The following is a 15,062-nucleotide window of genomic DNA, read 5'->3' as shown; positions in this document are numbered from 1 at the left end:
GTGGCTTGGCTTTGTGCCGGAGTTTGCCTTTGCGCCGGAGTCTGGCTTGGCGCCGGAGTCTGGCCTTGTGCTGGAAATGAGACCGTCACGATGATCCGCCGCCGGGACGGTATTCCTGAAACACGAGCGCGGCATGATAGGGGGCGGCGCCGAGCGGGGTCAAGGTTGGCCGGTCGCCGGTGGCAATCTGGGAGCGGCGCGTGTAGGCTGCCTTGGCCATGGGGGACTCGACGCAGGTTTCCGGACGGTCGACGGCCGGCGGTTGAAACTGCGTGCCCCCGCTTTCCGCGACTGGCGGAATCTGGGGCCCGGGGGGAATTCGGGCCCGGGGACGAGTTCGGGTTATCGAGGTGCGATCATGACAGGTCTGGTTCCGGTCATTCTGTGCGGTGGGTCGGGGACCCGTTTCTGGCCACTCTCCACCGACATGATGCCGAAACAATTCCTGAAGATCTGGCAGGACCGCAGCCTGTTCCAGATCACGGTCAAGCGTCTCGCGGTGCCCGGCGCGGCGGCCCCCCTCATCATCTGCAATACGGTCCACGAGACGGTGGTGCGCGAGCAACTGGCGGAGATCGGCCTCGACGAGGGCACCATCCTGCTGGAGCCGCAGCGCCGGGATTCCGCCGCCGCGATCGCCGCCGCCGTCGCCTGGGTGGCCCGCCATCACGGCGCCAACGTGCCGATCGGGATCTTTCCCTCCGACCAGTTGATCCGTGACGAGGCGGCGTTCAATGCGGCGCTGAAGGTGGCGTCGGTCGCCGCTCTCGCCGATCATCTCGTCACCTTCGGCATCGCGCCGGACCGGCCGGCGACGGAATTCGGCTATGTCGAGCGCGGCGATGCCCTCGACGGCCACGACGGCGCCTTCTCGGTCGCCAGCTTCCACGAGAAGCCGGACATCACCACGGCCGTCACCTATCTCGCGTCCGGCCGCTTCGACTGGAACGCCGGCATGTTCGTGCTGACCGCCAAGGGCTTCCTGGCCGAGGCGGAAAAGCACATGAAGGAGATCCTGGACGCGGCCACGCGGGCCGTCGTCGAGGCGGTGCCCGGCCCGCTGTCCGGCTCCTATATCCTCGATGCCGAAGCCTTCGCCTCGGCGCCCAAGAATTCCATCGACTACGCCCTGTTCGAACGGGCGGACAGGGTGGTGACTGTGCCGCTGTCCTGCGGCTGGTCCGACCTCGGCAACTGGCAGGCGGCCTATGTCGAACTGCCGAAATGCGAGGTCGGCAACGTCACCATCGGCGACGTGCGCATGCGCGATGCGCGCAACAACATCATCATCTCCGACGGTCTGCCCGTGCGCATCCTGGGGGTGGAGGATCTGGCGGTCGTGGTCAGCGCGTCCGGCGTGCTGGTCACCAGGATCGACCAGGCCGTGCGCCTGAAGGAAGTTCTCTGATCCCTTTCGCCCCGGGGGGTGGTGCCATGGCTTCCGACTATCGAAAGACACGGGCCCGCGCGCCCCTGCGCCTCGGCCTCGCCGGGGGCGGCACCGATCTGTCCCCCTTCTGCGATCGGTTCGGCGGCGCCGTCCTGAACGCGACGATCGAGCGTTATGCCTTCGCCTCGATCCTGCCGCGCACCGACGGCAAGGTCTGCTTCCAGTCCGACGACATCGGCTATTCGGAGACGTTCGAGATCGGCCAGCCCATGGCGGATGCCAGGCTGCTCCTGCATCGCGGCGTCTACGAGCGCATGGTGGCGGACTTCGGCGGCGGCGATATCTGGCCCATGACCATCAAGACCACGGTCGACGCGCCGGCGGGCTCCGGCCTCGGCTCCTCCTCGGCCCTCGTCGTCGCGCTGGTCGATGCCTTTCGCGAAGTGATGGGCGCGCCGCTCGGCAAATACGACGTCGCGCATCTGGCGTTCGAGATCGAGCGTATCGACCTCGGTCTCGCGGGCGGGCGCCAGGATCAATACGCGGCGGCCTTCGGCGGCATCAACTTCATCGAATTCCTGGCGGACGACCGGGTGATCGTGAACCCGCTGCGTGTCTCCGAAGCGGTGGTGAACGAGCTCGAGAGCTCCCTCGTGGTCTGTTTCTCGGGGCGCTCCCGCGCCTCGGCCGAGATCATCGACCGCCAGCAGGCGGGCCTCAATACCGCCAGCGCCAAGACCATCGACGCCATGCAGAAGCTGAAGATCGACGCGGTCGAGATGAAGCGCGCCCTTCTGGTCGGCAATCTGCGGCGCATGGCGGACATCCTGAACGAATCCTGGAAGGCCAAGCAGGCGACGGCGACCGGCGTTTCCACCGACCGGATCGACGAATTGTTCCGCATCGCCTTCAAGCACGGGGCGGAGGGCGGCAAGGTTTCCGGCGCCGGCGGCGGCGGCTTCATGTTCTTCATGGTGCAGCCGGAAAACCGCTATTCGCTGCTGCAGGCCCTCAACGATGCGGGCGGCCAGTCCAGCCCGGTGAAGTTCAACGACGTCGGCAGCCAAGCCTGGCAATTGTAGGGGCGGAACGCGGATGGTGGCACGGGCCGATCAGGCCGTCATTCTCGTCGGCGGCCTGGGCAGCCGCCTCGGCAGCCTCACGGCCGATACGCCGAAACCCCTGCTGCCGGTCGCCGGCCGGCCGTTCCTGGAAATCCAGATCGAGGAGATCGCGCGCCAGGGCGTGCGCCGCTTCCTGCTGCTGGCCGCCTTCGCCTCCGATCAGGTACGGGATTTCGCCGCCGCCCTGCCGAGGAAGCTCGGCATGGACATATCGGTCGAAATCGCGATCGAGCCGGACCGGGCCGGCACCGGCGGCGCCATCTGGCACGCCCGCGACCGGCTGGACGACCTGTTCTTCCTGTTCAACGGCGATTCATGGTTCGACATCCCGCTGGCCGATGTCGCCGCCGCCCTGCCGGACGACGACGGCGTGCTCGGCGTCCTCAGCCTGCGCCCGTTGCCCGCGGCGGGGCGTTACGGCGTCGTCACCCTGGACGGCGACCGGATCGACGATTTCGCCGCCGCCGCGCCGGCCGAAGGCGCGCCGGCCCTGGTCAATGCGGGGGTCTATCTGTTCCGCCGCGCCATGGTCGAGCGCCTGGAACCCCTGTGTTCCCTGGAGCGCGACACCATGCCGAAACTGGTCGCGGAACGCGCCTTGATCGGCCATGTCGCGGAAGGTTACTTCCTCGACATCGGCATACCCGCCGACTATGCCCGCGCCCAGACGGAGATCCCGGCCCGCCGGCGCAAGCCCGCCCTGTTCCTCGACCGCGACGGCGTGATCAATATCGACCACGGCCATGTCGGCACCATCGACCGCTTCGAATGGGTGGAGGGAGCGGCCGAAACCATCCGTCTCGCCAACCGCCTGGGCTTCTACGTCTTCGTCGTCACCAATCAGGCCGGCATCGGCAAGGGCATGTACGGCGAGGCGGATTATTTCGCGCTTCGCCGCCACATCCGCGACGGCCTTGCGGAACGGGGCGCCCATATCGACGACGAGCGCCATTGCCCGTTCCATCCGGAAGCGAGCGTCGAAGCCTTCCGCCGCGCCAGCGACCGGCGAAAGCCCGAACCCGGCATGATCTTCGACCTGCTGGACCGCTGGCCGGTGGACCGCGCCCGCAGCCTGCTGATCGGCGACCGCGAGAGCGATCTGGCGGCGGCGCGGGCGGCGGGGATCGAGGCGCATCTGTTCGCGGGCGGCAATCTGGCCGATTTCGCCCGCGGCCTCCTGACGGCGGGGAAAGCGCCGTGAGCGGCCGCGCGGACCTGGCGGCGGCCTTCGCCGACATCAGGGCCTGGCTGTTCGACCGGGCCCTGCCGCTCTGGTCGACGCGGGGCACGGATTTCGAGCACGGCGGTTTCATCGAGAAGCTGGCGCCCGATGGCGCGATCCTGGCCGAGCCGCGCAGGGCACGGGTGACCGGGCGCCAGATCTATGCCTTCGCCACGGCGGAAAAGCTGGGCTGGCCCGGGCCGGCACGGGCGATCCTGCGCCATGGCATCAAGGGGCTGGACCGTTTCGTCAGCCCCGCCGGGCTCGTCATCCGCACCACCGACGAGACGGGCACGGTGCTGGACGATGGTTTCGACCTCTATGACCACGCCTTCGTCCTCTTCGGGCTGGCGGCGGCTGCCTCGGTCGGGGAGAAGGCGGCGGATCTGGAGGCCCTGGCGGAAGGCATTCGCGGGCGGATGCAGGCGGGTTTCGCCCATCCCCGCGCCGGCTTCGAGGAAAGCCGCCCCCGCAGCCTGCCGCTGAAGGCCAATCCCCACATGCACATGTTGGAGGCGAGCCTCGCCTGGGCCGCGATTTCCGACGATCCGGCCTGGATGGCCCTGGCGGACGAGATTGCCGAGCTTTGCCTCGCCACCTTCCTCGATCCCGGGACGGGGGCCTTGCGGGAATATTTCGACGGCGACTGGATCCGCATCGACACGCCGCCGGACGACGTGGTCGAACCCGGCCATCAGTTCGAATGGGCCTGGCTCTTGCTGCGCTGGGGCCGCCTGCGCCGTCGCGACGACGCGCTTTCGGCGGCGCGCCGGCTGATCGCGGTGGGCGAGGGGCCGGGGGTGGATGCGGTGGGTGGCCTCGCCATCAACGAATTGAACCGGGACCTGTCGATCCGCGACGACCGCTGCCGGCTCTGGCCGCAGACGGAACGCACCAAGGCCCATTGCCTGGCCATGGCGCTGGCGGACGACGATGCCGAACGCGACGCGGCGGCCGGAAGGGCCGCCGCCGCGCTACGGGGCCTGATGCGCTTCTTCGAGCATCCGGTGGCCGGCGCCTGGTACGAGCATATCGGCGCCGACGGCAAGCCGATGATCGAGCCGACGCGGGCCAGCAGCCTCTATCACATCACCTGCGCCGTGGCCGAGGTGGCGGACCGCCTCGGCTGAAGACGAGGGCCGAATGGGGCTCAGTGCTGGCTTTCGGGCATGCGCACGACGAGACCGTCGAGCGCGTCGCTGACCACGATCTGGCACGACAGGCGCGAGTTCTCCTCGACGCTCTCGGCGAATTCCAGCATGGACTTCTCGAGTTCCTCGGCCGTGCCGACCTTGTCGCGCCAGGCGTCGTCGACATAGACGTGGCAGGTCGCGCAGGCGCAGGCGCCGCCGCAGTCGCCGTCGATGCCGGGCACGTTGTTCTTCACGGCGCCTTCCATCACGGACAGGCCGGGCTTCACGTCGATCACATGCTCGGTGCCGTTGAACTCGATATAGGTAATCTTCGCCATAATCTCTATTCCCAGCGCGGCCGTCAGGCCGCGACCTCCTTCATTGAAACCGTGTCGTTGGCCAATTTCTCGGCATCGACCGCCTTGCCGTTGCCGATCAGCATCTTGCCCGCCATGAACTCCGGCGGGGAATTTACCGCTTCGACCGCCAGCAGGCGATCACCCTTCAGGTGGAACACGGCGAATTTCGCCGAATCCGGCTGGCCGCGCACCACGATGCTGTCGGCGTCGAAGGGAATGCCGGCGATCTGCAGCTTCAGATCATATTGATCGGACCAGAACCAGGGCACTTCCGGCGCCGGCGCCTTGCGCCCGGTGATGGCGCTCGCCACCTGCTTCGCCTGTTCGAGGGCGTTGGGCACGCTTTCGAGCCGGTGCATGCGGGCATAGAGCGGCAAGGGGCGGCGCGTGACGTCGCCGACCGCGAAGATCGCGGGATCGCTGGTGCGGGCCGCCTCGTCCACCACGATGCCGCCGTCGAGGGCGAGGCCGGCGGTGCCGGCGATCTCGTCGTTGGGAATGGCGCCGACGCCGACCACGGCGGCGTCGCAGGCGATCACGCGGCCATCGGCGAGACGCACCCCGGTGACATGGCCCTCGTCGCCGACGAAGGCATCGACCGCGGCGTCCAGCTCGAATTCGACGCCTTTGGCGCGGTGATAGTCCTGGAAGAAATTCGACAGGGTCGGGCAGGCGACGCGGGCGAGAACGCGGGCCTCGCGCTCGATCACCACCGCCTCGGCGCCGAGCGCCCTTCCGCTGGCCGCGACCTCGAGGCCGACATAGCCGCCACCCACGACCGCCAGGCGCTTGCCCGGGCCGATGGCGTGCTTCAGCTTCTCGGCATCGTCGGCATTGCGCAATTCGAGGACGCCGTAGAGATCGGCGCCCGGGATCGGCAGGCGCCGCGCGCGGGCGCCGGTGGCGATGATCAGGATGTCGTAGTCGATGGTATTGCCGTCCGACAGGCCGACGGTCTTCTTCGCCCGGTCGATCGCGGTCGCCGCGACCGACAGGCGCAATTCGACATTCTGATCGGTATAGAAGGCGGCCGGCTTCAGCATCAGGCTGGCGGCGTCGGCCTCGCCCTTCAGCCAGGCCTTGGACAGGGGCGGGCGCTGATAGGGCGCGTGCGGCTCGTCGCCGATCAGGACGATCGGCCCGGCGAAGCCGTATTGACGAAGAAACGCCGCCGCGGAACCGCCGGCATGGCCGGCACCGAGAATGACGACGCGCGCGTCAGCGGAATAACTCTGCTCCGACACCCTGCAATACTCCTCCCCTACGGCGACGGACGATTCATCACGGGGATTCGAATTCTTTCCGTCGCGGGCTCATCTACCCGAACGAATACGCGGCAACCTTGCGCATCCGGATTTCCGCCGCGCCTTCGATGATCCGATGGCGGCGATGGTGGCGATATATATGCGCGAATGGCTTGTGGCGGGAATAGCCAATTCCGCCTCGAACCCGCAAGCCGGCCGATTTGCCCGGTCGTCGCGCATCGGCGCCCTGCCGGAAAGGCGCCGTTCCCTTCTGCCGCCGCAATGGCGGAATTCTCGTCGCGACGGCTTGCCCCGGCGCATTCCGTGATATATTAAAACAACGTATTAACAAAGGCCAAGCCAAATCGAGAGCCGGCCGAGAGGGGGAGGAAGCCATGAGGATTCCACAGGAAATCGCCAACAGCCTGGTCGATCCGGTCGTCTTCGGCGATGCCGGCAAGATGCATGAATCCTACACCTGGCTGCGCGCCAACATGCCGCTCGCGGTGGCGGAGCCGGAGGGTTTCGATCCCTTCTGGGCGGTCACGCGCCATGCCGATCTCCTCGAGGTCAGCCGCCAGAACGCGCTGTTCCACAGTGGTGACCGCTCCCCCACCATCATCGACCGCGAGGGGGACGCCTTCGTGCGCAAGGTGACCGGCGGCAGCCCCCATATGATCCGCACCCTGATCCACATGGATGCGCCGGACCATCCGAAATACCGGGCCCTGACCCAATCCTGGTTCATGCCGCAGAACCTGCGCCGGCTGGAGGAGCGGGTGCGCGTCATCGCCCGCGAGGCGGTCGACCGCTTCCTGGCGCGCGACGGCGAATGCGATTTCGTCGCCGACGTGGCGCTCGGCTATCCGCTTCACGTGGTGATGGAGATCCTGGGGGTTCCGGCCGAGGACGAGCCGCGCATGCTGCGCCTGACCCAGGAATTGTTCGGCGCCCAGGATCCCGACCAGGCCCGCATGATGATGGCGATGATGACGCCGGAGCAGATCTTCACCATGGTGAAGGCGACGGTAGACGACTTCGAGAGTTACTTCCGTGTAATCTCCGACGATCGCCGCGCCCACCCGCGCGAGGATCTGGCGACGGTGATCGCGACCGGCCTGATCGACGGCCAGCCGATCTCGGACTTCGAGGCGACGAGCTATTACATCATCGTCGCCACGGCCGGCCACGACACCACCTCGTCCTCGACCGCCGGCGCCATCTGGGCGCTGGCCGAGCGGCCGGCCGAATTCGCCAAGGTGAAGGCGGATCCCAGCCTGATCCCCGGTCTCGTCGACGAGGCGATCCGCTGGACCACGCCGGTGAAGACCTTCATGCGCTCGGCGACCGAGGACACGGAACTGGCGGGCCGGAAGATCGCCAGGGGCGACTGGCTCATGCTCTGCTATGCCTCCGGCAATCGCGACGAGACGGTGTTCGAGGATCCCTTCGAATTCCGCGTCGACCGCAAGCCGAACAGGCATCTCGCCTTCGGCTATGGCGCCCATCTCTGCCTCGGCCAGCATCTGGCCAAGATGGAGATGCGCATCCTGTTCGAGGAGTTGCTACCGCGGATAAAGTCGATCGAACTGGCGGGACAACCGGAAATGTCGCAGGCTAGCTTCGTCAACGGGCCGAAGGTCCTGCCCATTCGATTCGCCGCCGCCTGACGGCGGTCACCCCTGTCCCGAGCGGTGGAGCGAGCGCAGATCGAAGCATGATCGAGGAACGGTCGCCGCGAGGCGAAGACACGCGGGAAAGGATCAAGCAGGCGGCGCTGCGCCTGTTCGCCGAACAGGGTATCGACGCGGTCTCGATCCGCGACATCACCCGTGCGGCGGGGCAGAAGAACGCCGGTTCGGTGAACTACTACTTCCGCTCGAAGGAAGCCCTGATCGGCGAATTGATCGCCGATACGGCGGCCGTGATCGAGGTCGAGCGCAACCGCCGCGTCGACGCCATGGAGGCGGCCGGCGGGCCCCGCACGCTTCGGGACGTGCTGGCCATCCTGGTCGAAATGCCGTCGGGCGAGACGCTGGGCGCGGTCGGCGAGACCGGCAACGTCTTCCTCGACCAGGTCATGGCCAGCCATCGCGAACTGCTGTTCGAGGCGATCCATATCGATCTCGACACGGCGACGCGGCGCTGCCTCGTCCATCTGCGGCGCCTGCTGCCGGACCTGCCGCCCCTGATCATGACGCACCGCCTGCGTCTCGCCATGCTGCATGCCTTCGCCTTCCTGTCGTCGCGCGCGCTGGCGGAGCGTGCGCCGGCCTTCTGGCCGCCCGACTGGACCGGCGCCATGGCCCATCAGAACCTGATCGACACCCTGGAAGGCATGCTGGCACAGCCGCCCTCGCCCGAGACCCTGGCCCTGCTGCCGGACGAGCGATAGCCCCTGACGCGTTCGGTGCTTGCCAGCCTGCGGCGCCGCGGGCTATTTTCGAGTATCGTGAAAATTGCAGACTATCTAGCCCGAGAGGCGCTCAACCTCGCCGAATTCGCCCGCCGTTCCGGCGTGCCGGTCGCCGTCCTGAGCCGCCTCGCCGACGGCCGCCAGAACCCCGATGCCGCAACCCTGAAGAGACTGTCGGACGCGTCCGGCGGGGCCGTCGGTCCCGACGACTTTCCGCGCCGCGCCGATGGCGAGGGGGGCGATCCCGCCGCCGCCGCCCGCGATTTCCTGGATCGGAATCCCCAGATCCGCAGCGTCGATCTCTTCGTCGCCGATACCAATGGCGTCTATCGCGGCAAGCGCGCGTCCAGGGCCGAGGCGCTGGACGTCATCGACAACGGCCTGAAACTCGTCGGGTCCATCTTCGCCCTCGACATCCACGGCGAGAACGTCGAGGAGACCGGCCTCGGCATGGATTCCGGCGACCGCGACCAGATCGCCGTGCCGGTCGACGGCCGCATCATGCCGGCGCCCTGGGCCGGGCCGGCGGGCGCGCAGATGCTGCTGACCCTGCTGTCGGAAGAGGGCGAGCCCTTCTTCGCCGACCCGCGCCAGGTGCTGTGCGGGGTGGAGCGGCGCTTCGCCGAACTCGGCCTGACGCCGGTCGTCGCCTGCGAACTGGAATTCTATCTGATCGACCGCGAGCGCGACGGGCGCGGCGGTCCCATGCCCGCCGTCTCGCCCCTGACCGGGCGGCGCGACTGGTCGACCCAGGTGCTCTCCCTCGACGAGATGGATGCCCATCGCGCCGTGCTCGACGCCGTCGAGGCGGTGATGACGGCGCAGCAGGTTCCGGTCACCGGGGCCTTGTCGGAATATGCGCCCGGCCAGTTCGAGATCAACGTCCATCACACTGCGGGCGCTGCGCTCGCCTGTGACCATGCGGTTCTCTTCAAGCGCGCGGTCCGGGCCGTCGCGCGCCAGCACGGCGTCGACGCCACCTTCATGGCCAAGCCCTTCGGCAATGCCTCGGGTTCCGGGCTCCATGTCCATGTCAGCCTGGTGGACGAGCAGGGGCGCAACGCCTTCGCGCCCGGATACGACGGCGCGGACGAGCGCCTGAGCCATGCCATCGGCGGCCTGATGCAGGCGTTGCCTGAATCGATGGCGGTATTCGCGCCCAACGTCAATTCGTTCCGCCGCTTCCAGCTCGGCTCCTACGCGCCGGTGGCGCCGTGCTGGGGCTTCGAGAACCGTACGGTGCCGCTGCGCGTGCCCGGCGGCGATGCCAAGGCGCGCCGCGTCGAGCATCGGGTCTGCGGGGCGGACGCCAATCCCTATCTGGCGGTCGCCGCCATCCTGGGGGCCATGCATGCCGGCATCACCCGGCGTATCGACCCGGGCCCGCCGATCGAGGGCAATGCCTATGAACAGGTGGCGCCCAGCCTGCCGCGCCATTGGCCGACCGCGCTCGAAGCCTATGAGGACGGCGTCATCCTGCCGCGCTATTTCGGCGAACGCTTCCACCAGCACTATGGCCGCATGCGCCGCGCCGAATTCGAACGCTATGATGCCGAGGTCAATCCTCTCGACCACGCCTGGTATCTGGATCGGATCTAGGCGCGCCCGGTCCGGGCGTCATTCGCCCATGGGGTCGACCTTGATGCCTTCGTCACCGATTTCGACGGAGAACGTGTTCTTGTCTTCCTCATGTGCCTGATAGGCGAAAACGCCGACGGCGACGAGAAGAACGGCAATGATACCGGCAAGAATACCGCGGGTCATGATCTTCTCCTCAACTGTTGACAGTCTACGAAGGGATCAACGTCCGAAAGGGCGAATTGTTCCGATCCGCCTCATTCCATTCAGCGCAACTGGCTCTTGAAGAAGGACCACAGCAATGTGCCGGTGTCGGCATCCTGATTGGCGCCGCCGACCACGCGGGCGATGATGGGGCCGGCGCGCAGCCCCGGCGGGATGTGACCGGCGCCGTGGACGACATATTGGACCGAATGGCCGCCGCCCCGGCACGGGCGGCGCCGCTCCTCGATCCAGGATCCGTCCCGGGGATCGCGGTCGGGCAGGCGGCGGATCTCGGCCTCGGCGGTGCAGCCGGCCTTGGCGGCGAAGAATTCGAAGGTCTGATCCGCCGACAGGAGTTCGGGTTGCGGCATGCCGTGGCGGCGGATACCGGCGGGCTGGCCGGCGAAGGGCACGATGGGATCGTCGGTGCCGTTCAGCGACAGCCAGGGCGTCGCCTGGCGCGGCGCGCAGGTCACGCGCCGGATGGCCGGCAGGTCGGAAATCAGATTGGCGGCCGCCCGCAGCGGATAGCGTCCGGCGCAGACGAAATGCATGGTCATGAAGCCGCCGTTGGAGACGCCGGCCATGAAGACGGCCTTCGGATCGCCGCCATCGCGGGCGATCACGTCGGCGATGACGGCGTCGATGAAGCGAAGATCGTCGGCGCTGGACGGGCCGTCGGCAGCGATCGTGCTGCCCCTTCCGTCGTTCCAATGGCCGCCGAGACCGTCCGGCGCAACGACGATGAAGCCCGCCGTCCGGCCGAGCGTGGGCAGGCTGGTCTGCCGCCAGACCCGCCCGGCGTTCTGCGTGCCGCCATGAAGCAGCACGACGACGGGGTGGCGACCGCCGCCCCCGACCGGCTGCACGAGGTAGGTCCGCGCGCCGTCGCCGGTGCTCAATCGGCGCTCGACGGCGCTGGCGGTATCGCCCTTTTCCGGAAAGGCGTCGGCGACGGCCGGCGTCACCAGGCAGAAGGCGATCAGCAGGAAGGTGACGATCGCCTTTGCCATGTCGGAACCTCCAGCCTCAGCCGGCGAGGGCGACCGCCGGCGCCGTATAGTCGTAACCCAGGTCATGGGCCACGGTTGCATGGGTGACCTTGCCCCGGCACACGTTCAGCCCGTTCATCAGATGGGCGTCCTCGGCCAGGGCCTGCGCCACGCCCTTGTCGGCCAGCGCGAGCCCGAAGGGCAGGGTGGCATTGTTCAGGGCATGGGTCGAGGTCCGGGGCACGGCCCCCGGCATGTTGGCGACGCAGTAGTGGACCACGCCGTCGATCACATAGGTCGGATTTTCGTGGGTCGTCGCATGGCTCGTCTCGAAGCAGCCGCCCTGGTCGATGGCGACGTCGACCAGGACCGAGCCCGGCTGCATCGCCTTCACATGGGCGGCGGTGACGAGGCGCGGCGCCGCCGCCCCCGGCACCAGCACGGCGCCGATGACGAGGTCGGACGCGGGCACGAGCTGATCCAGCGCCGCCTTGGTCGAATAGCGGGTCGAGAGCGCGGGGCCGAAACGCTTGGCCAGACGCGCCAGGGTCGGCAGCGAGCGGTCGACCACCGTGACGTCGGCCCCCATGCCGAGCGCCACCTCGATCGAATTCTCGCCGACGACACCGCCGCCGACCACCAGCACCTTGGCCGGCGAGACGCCCGGGACGCCGCCGATCAATATGCCACTGCCGCCATGGGCACGTTCCAGGGCGCTGGCGCCCGCCTGCACCGCAAGGCGCCCCGCCACCTGGGACATGGGGGAGAGCAGGGGCAGGCCGCCGGCGGCATCGGTCACGGTCTCATAGGCGATGCAGATGGCGCCGCTTTTCACCAGGTCGCGGGTCTGTTCCGGATCGGGGGCCAGGTGAAGATAGGTGAAGAGGATCTGGCCGGGGCGCAGCAGGGCGCGCTCGCCGGCCTGGGGTTCCTTCACCTTCACGATCATGTCGGCGGCGGCGAAGATTTCCGCCGGTGCCGCCGCGACCTCGGCACCCGCCGCCCGGTAATCGTCGTCGCCCGCGCCGATGCCGATGCCGGCCCCGCTCTCCACCGTCACCCGGTGGCCGTGGACCGTGAATTCATGGACGCTGGCGGGCGTCAGGCCGACACGGAATTCGTTGTTCTTGATTTCCTTGGGCACGCCGATGTGCATGGCCATTCCCCGATGAGGATTGCGATACGCCAGTCTAAGCCCGAAGGCTTGCAATAGGTGTGCGAAGCCTGAGATGCTTGCGGCCGATGACGCATGAAATTTGCGTGAAATTGAAAGACAGCGCCGGGATTTTGCGGTGATCGAATTGGATCGGCTCGATCTTGCCATCGTCGAAGGCTTGCGCCGGGATGGACGGGTGACCACGACGGAACTCGGCGCCCGCGTCGGCCTCTCGGCTTCCGCCTGTTCGCGGCGCATCCGCCGGCTGGAGGAAGCCGGGGTGATCCTCGGCTATGGCGCGGCGGTCAACGAGACGGCGCTGGGGCGCGGGCTGTCGGCCCTGGTCTTCGTCACCCTGCATTCCCAGACCGAAGAGAGCCTTTCCGCCTTCGAGCAGGCGGTGCGCCGCTGCCCGAACGTGGCCGAAGCCTTTCTCCTGTCCGGGCAATATGATTACGCGCTCCGCGTCGTCGCCCGCGATGTCGCGGATTACGAACGCATCCACAAGGAACAGCTCTCCCGCCTGCCCGGCGTCGACCGCATGCAGAGCAATTTCGCGCTCCGCAAGGTTACGGGCTAGGGCGGCATCCATGGCGTCGTCCCGGCGAAGGCCGGGACCTTTCGCCGGAAGGGCGCCCTATCGTCGAGAGACCCCGGCCTTCGCCGGGGTGACGCGATTTTTGATCAGCGCGGATCGAAAGTGTTCTGGCCGCCGGACGTGGTGACCTTGCCCTTTCGGCCGATGGCTTCGCCGTCCAGCATCAGGTCCAGGACATCGGCATCGCCCGGCGTATTGGCGACGAAGCGGCGCCCGTCTTCCAGGCGGCCGATGACGATGCCCATATAGGGGGCACCATCGCGGCCGTGGACCACCGTATAGGTCTCGATCCTGGCCGCGCCCTCGGCTTCGGTCGCGATCTCGGGCTTCGGTTCGGCGTCGATCTCCGCCTGATAGAGCGCGGGATCCTTGCGGACGAAGGGTTTCGTCGGCGGTTCGGTCGAATAGATGCCGGCGGCATGTTTGGTGACATACCAGCCGTTCGCCGTGACGAGACCATAGGCGCCCGGATCGGCGCGCAGCTTCACCGCCATTTCGGCGATCGAATGCATGACGTAATTGTTCCCCGGCCCGCCGAAATAGGGCAGGCCGCCGGTCACCGTCAGCGGGATTTCGTCGACTTCCGGCAGGGCCAGTTCCTGCTTGGCGATCTGCACCGCCGAGGGGAAGCAGGAATAGATGTCGAAATAGCGCATGTCGGCGACGGTCTTGCCCGCCATCTCGAAGGTCTCGCGCCCCACGGTGCGGATGGCGGGGCTGGAATGGTAGTTCACCCGTTCCAGCACGAACCAATGGTCCTTGGCATCGGCGCAGCCGTGCAGATAGACCCATTTGTCCTTCGGCACGCCGAGACGCTTCGCTTCCGCGACCGAGGCCATGATGACGGCGGCCGACTGGTCGACCTCCATGATCGCATTGACCAGCTTGGTATAGGGATAACCGACGAAGCGGTTCTTCGCGCTGGGCGTCACCAGTTCCTCGATCGAACGTTCGATCGGGAACCAGGACAGCGGATTGGCGGCGGCGACCTTGGTGAAGGGCGCGAATAATTCGCCGATCTTGAGGAGATGCGCCTTCAGGCTGCGGCCGCGCTTCGCCCTGAGCGCATTCTCGAACAGGGGATAGACGTTCACCGGCGGGAACAGACCGTGCATCAGCTCGACCGGCAGGGAACCGTTGCGGTCCTCCTCCGTCAGGGTGATCTGGCCGAAGGGGATCTCGATCCCCATCTTCTGCGCCCTGGTGATCGTGGACAGCACCTCGACGCCGGCCAGCAGGGCCAGCTTCACCTCGCCCCTGGCGATCTTTTCCGCCGTCTCGTTGACCAGCATCTGGGGCGAATTGCCGCCCACCGGCGTATGTTCGCGGTCCTTCGGATGGGCGTCCAGCATCTGGGCGAGATCGGCCACCGGATCGTCGAACTGGCCCGACATGAAGCGCACCACCGCCAGACGGTCGACGGCGGAAAGCGCCGCACCGTCGATCCCGGCATCCGCCGCCGCGAGACGCGCGGCATCGCGCATCATCTCGATCGGGCCGCGCGCGGCGGCGGGATCGACGTCCTTCTGGGTGATCTGGCCGACGCCGATCAGGACGGCGGTGGTTTCATCGGACATGAAGGGCTCCCCTCTTACTGTTCTTGTCTTGGTTTCTATCGCGTCATCCCGGCGAAGGCCGGGATCTTT

The 15,062-nt window shown here is 67.5% G+C and carries 16 protein-coding genes; 8 read left to right on the top strand and 8 right to left on the bottom strand.

Annotated features, from left to right (window positions below; all coding sequences use genetic code 11):
• Positions 1-85 precede the first annotated feature (85 nt).
• The gene (locus tag L2U69_RS19200; protein ID WP_268967420.1) at positions 86-220 is read right to left on the bottom strand and encodes a hypothetical protein; all 135 of its coding nucleotides are present in this window, start codon (positions 218-220) and stop codon (positions 86-88) included.
• A 138-nt stretch (positions 221-358) separates the two neighbouring features.
• On the opposite strand from L2U69_RS19200, the gene L2U69_RS16550 reads away from it, so the two are divergent.
• Genes L2U69_RS16550 through L2U69_RS16535 form a run of 4 tightly spaced genes read left to right on the top strand, consistent with a single transcriptional unit; the run spans position 359 to position 4,866 of the window.
• Positions 359-1,408 carry a mannose-1-phosphate guanylyltransferase gene (locus tag L2U69_RS16550; RefSeq protein ID WP_236108234.1) on the top strand — a complete coding sequence of 350 codons (1,050 nt, stop codon included), beginning with the start codon at positions 359-361 and terminating at the stop codon, positions 1,406-1,408.
• A 26-nt stretch (positions 1,409-1,434) separates the two neighbouring features.
• Positions 1,435-2,472: a GHMP family kinase ATP-binding protein gene (locus tag L2U69_RS16545; RefSeq protein WP_236108233.1), complete on the top strand. Its 1,038-nt coding sequence runs from the start codon at positions 1,435-1,437 to the stop codon at positions 2,470-2,472.
• Positions 2,473-2,485: 13 nt separating this feature from the next.
• Entirely contained in the window at positions 2,486-3,715 is a 1,230-nt protein-coding gene (locus L2U69_RS16540; RefSeq protein ID WP_236108232.1) for an HAD-IIIA family hydrolase, read from the top strand.
• Positions 3,712-4,866: an AGE family epimerase/isomerase gene (locus tag L2U69_RS16535; protein ID WP_236108231.1), complete on the top strand. Its 1,155-nt coding sequence runs from the start codon at positions 3,712-3,714 to the stop codon at positions 4,864-4,866. Before L2U69_RS16540 ends, L2U69_RS16535 begins: the two co-directional genes overlap by 4 nt.
• Positions 4,867-4,886: 20 nt before the next feature.
• Here L2U69_RS16535 and L2U69_RS16530 read toward each other — a convergent pair whose 3' ends face one another.
• From L2U69_RS16530 to L2U69_RS19305, 3 genes are all read right to left on the bottom strand, one after another.
• Positions 4,887-5,207, bottom strand: coding sequence for a 2Fe-2S iron-sulfur cluster-binding protein (locus L2U69_RS16530; protein ID WP_236108230.1), 321 nt, complete (start codon positions 5,205-5,207; stop codon positions 4,887-4,889).
• A 23-nt stretch (positions 5,208-5,230) separates the two neighbouring features.
• On the bottom strand, positions 5,231-6,472 hold the full coding sequence (locus L2U69_RS16525) for an NAD(P)/FAD-dependent oxidoreductase (RefSeq protein ID WP_236108229.1): 1,242 nt from the start codon (positions 6,470-6,472) through the stop codon (positions 5,231-5,233).
• A 73-nt stretch (positions 6,473-6,545) separates the two neighbouring features.
• The gene (locus L2U69_RS19305; RefSeq protein WP_408065822.1) at positions 6,546-6,869 is read right to left on the bottom strand and encodes an acyl-CoA dehydrogenase family protein; all 324 of its coding nucleotides are present in this window, start codon (positions 6,867-6,869) and stop codon (positions 6,546-6,548) included.
• On the opposite strand from L2U69_RS19305, the gene L2U69_RS16520 reads away from it, so the two are divergent.
• From L2U69_RS16520 to L2U69_RS16510, 3 genes are read left to right on the top strand one after another with little or no spacing between them, the layout of a single operon-like run.
• On the top strand, positions 6,868-8,142 hold the full coding sequence (locus L2U69_RS16520; RefSeq protein ID WP_236108228.1) for a cytochrome P450: 1,275 nt from the start codon (positions 6,868-6,870) through the stop codon (positions 8,140-8,142). The genes L2U69_RS19305 and L2U69_RS16520 overlap by 2 nt on opposite strands.
• A 47-nt stretch (positions 8,143-8,189) precedes the next feature.
• Positions 8,190-8,867 carry a TetR/AcrR family transcriptional regulator gene (locus tag L2U69_RS16515; protein WP_236108227.1) on the top strand — a complete coding sequence of 226 codons (678 nt, stop codon included), beginning with the start codon at positions 8,190-8,192 and terminating at the stop codon, positions 8,865-8,867.
• Positions 8,868-8,924: 57 nt separating this feature from the next.
• On the top strand, positions 8,925-10,487 hold the full coding sequence (locus L2U69_RS16510; protein ID WP_236108226.1) for a glutamine synthetase: 1,563 nt from the start codon (positions 8,925-8,927) through the stop codon (positions 10,485-10,487).
• Positions 10,488-10,505: 18 nt separating this feature from the next.
• Here L2U69_RS16510 and L2U69_RS16505 read toward each other — a convergent pair whose 3' ends face one another.
• From L2U69_RS16505 to ald, 3 genes are all read right to left on the bottom strand, one after another.
• Positions 10,506-10,652 (bottom strand): hypothetical protein, encoded by a 147-nt coding sequence (locus L2U69_RS16505; protein WP_236108225.1) that lies wholly within the window; start codon positions 10,650-10,652, stop codon positions 10,506-10,508.
• A gap of 80 nt (positions 10,653-10,732) precedes the next feature.
• Entirely contained in the window at positions 10,733-11,683 is a 951-nt protein-coding gene (locus tag L2U69_RS16500; protein WP_236108224.1) for an alpha/beta hydrolase family esterase, read from the bottom strand.
• Positions 11,684-11,699: 16 nt separating this feature from the next.
• Complete coding sequence (gene ald / locus L2U69_RS16495) at positions 11,700-12,818, bottom strand: alanine dehydrogenase (RefSeq protein WP_236108223.1); 1,119 nt, start codon at positions 12,816-12,818, stop codon at positions 11,700-11,702.
• A gap of 136 nt (positions 12,819-12,954) precedes the next feature.
• Between ald and L2U69_RS16490 the strand changes: the two genes are divergently transcribed.
• Positions 12,955-13,398 carry an Lrp/AsnC family transcriptional regulator gene (locus L2U69_RS16490; protein ID WP_329605421.1) on the top strand — a complete coding sequence of 148 codons (444 nt, stop codon included), beginning with the start codon at positions 12,955-12,957 and terminating at the stop codon, positions 13,396-13,398.
• Between the two features lie 104 nt (positions 13,399-13,502).
• On the opposite strand, the gene L2U69_RS16485 is transcribed toward L2U69_RS16490, so the two are convergent.
• Positions 13,503-14,993 (bottom strand): acetyl-CoA acetyltransferase, encoded by a 1,491-nt coding sequence (locus L2U69_RS16485; protein WP_236108222.1) that lies wholly within the window; start codon positions 14,991-14,993, stop codon positions 13,503-13,505.
• Between the last annotated feature and the right edge of the window lie 69 nt (positions 14,994-15,062).

It is taken from the genome of Zavarzinia marina (assembly GCF_021568905.1).
Classification (GTDB): Bacteria; Pseudomonadota; Alphaproteobacteria; order Zavarziniales; family Zavarziniaceae; genus Zavarzinia; species Zavarzinia marina.
Note: the sequence above shows the minus strand (reverse complement) of the source record. Positions and strands in the feature narration are given on the sequence as shown.

Bases quoted from the DNA above. Each gene is read 5' to 3' on its own strand.
- L2U69_RS19200 (WP_268967420.1), bottom strand. From the start codon at position 220: ATGGCCAAGGCAGCCTACACGCGCCGCTCCCAGATTGCCACCGGCGAC.
- L2U69_RS16550 (WP_236108234.1), top strand. From the start codon at position 359: ATGACAGGTCTGGTTCCGGTCATTCTGTGCGGTGGGTCGGGGACCCGT.
- L2U69_RS16545 (WP_236108233.1), top strand. From the start codon at position 1,435: ATGGCTTCCGACTATCGAAAGACACGGGCCCGCGCGCCCCTGCGCCTC.
- L2U69_RS16540 (WP_236108232.1), top strand. From the start codon at position 2,486: ATGGTGGCACGGGCCGATCAGGCCGTCATTCTCGTCGGCGGCCTGGGC.
- L2U69_RS16530 (WP_236108230.1), bottom strand. From the start codon at position 5,207: ATGGCGAAGATTACCTATATCGAGTTCAACGGCACCGAGCATGTGATC.
- L2U69_RS16520 (WP_236108228.1), top strand. From the start codon at position 6,868: ATGAGGATTCCACAGGAAATCGCCAACAGCCTGGTCGATCCGGTCGTC.
- L2U69_RS19305 (WP_408065822.1), bottom strand. From the start codon at position 6,869: ATGGCTTCCTCCCCCTCTCGGCCGGCTCTCGATTTGGCTTGGCCTTTG.
- L2U69_RS16515 (WP_236108227.1), top strand. From the start codon at position 8,190: ATGATCGAGGAACGGTCGCCGCGAGGCGAAGACACGCGGGAAAGGATC.
- L2U69_RS16505 (WP_236108225.1), bottom strand. From the start codon at position 10,652: ATGACCCGCGGTATTCTTGCCGGTATCATTGCCGTTCTTCTCGTCGCC.
- L2U69_RS16500 (WP_236108224.1), bottom strand. From the start codon at position 11,683: ATGGCAAAGGCGATCGTCACCTTCCTGCTGATCGCCTTCTGCCTGGTG.
- ald (WP_236108223.1), bottom strand. From the start codon at position 12,818: ATGCACATCGGCGTGCCCAAGGAAATCAAGAACAACGAATTCCGTGTC.
- L2U69_RS16485 (WP_236108222.1), bottom strand. From the start codon at position 14,993: ATGTCCGATGAAACCACCGCCGTCCTGATCGGCGTCGGCCAGATCACC.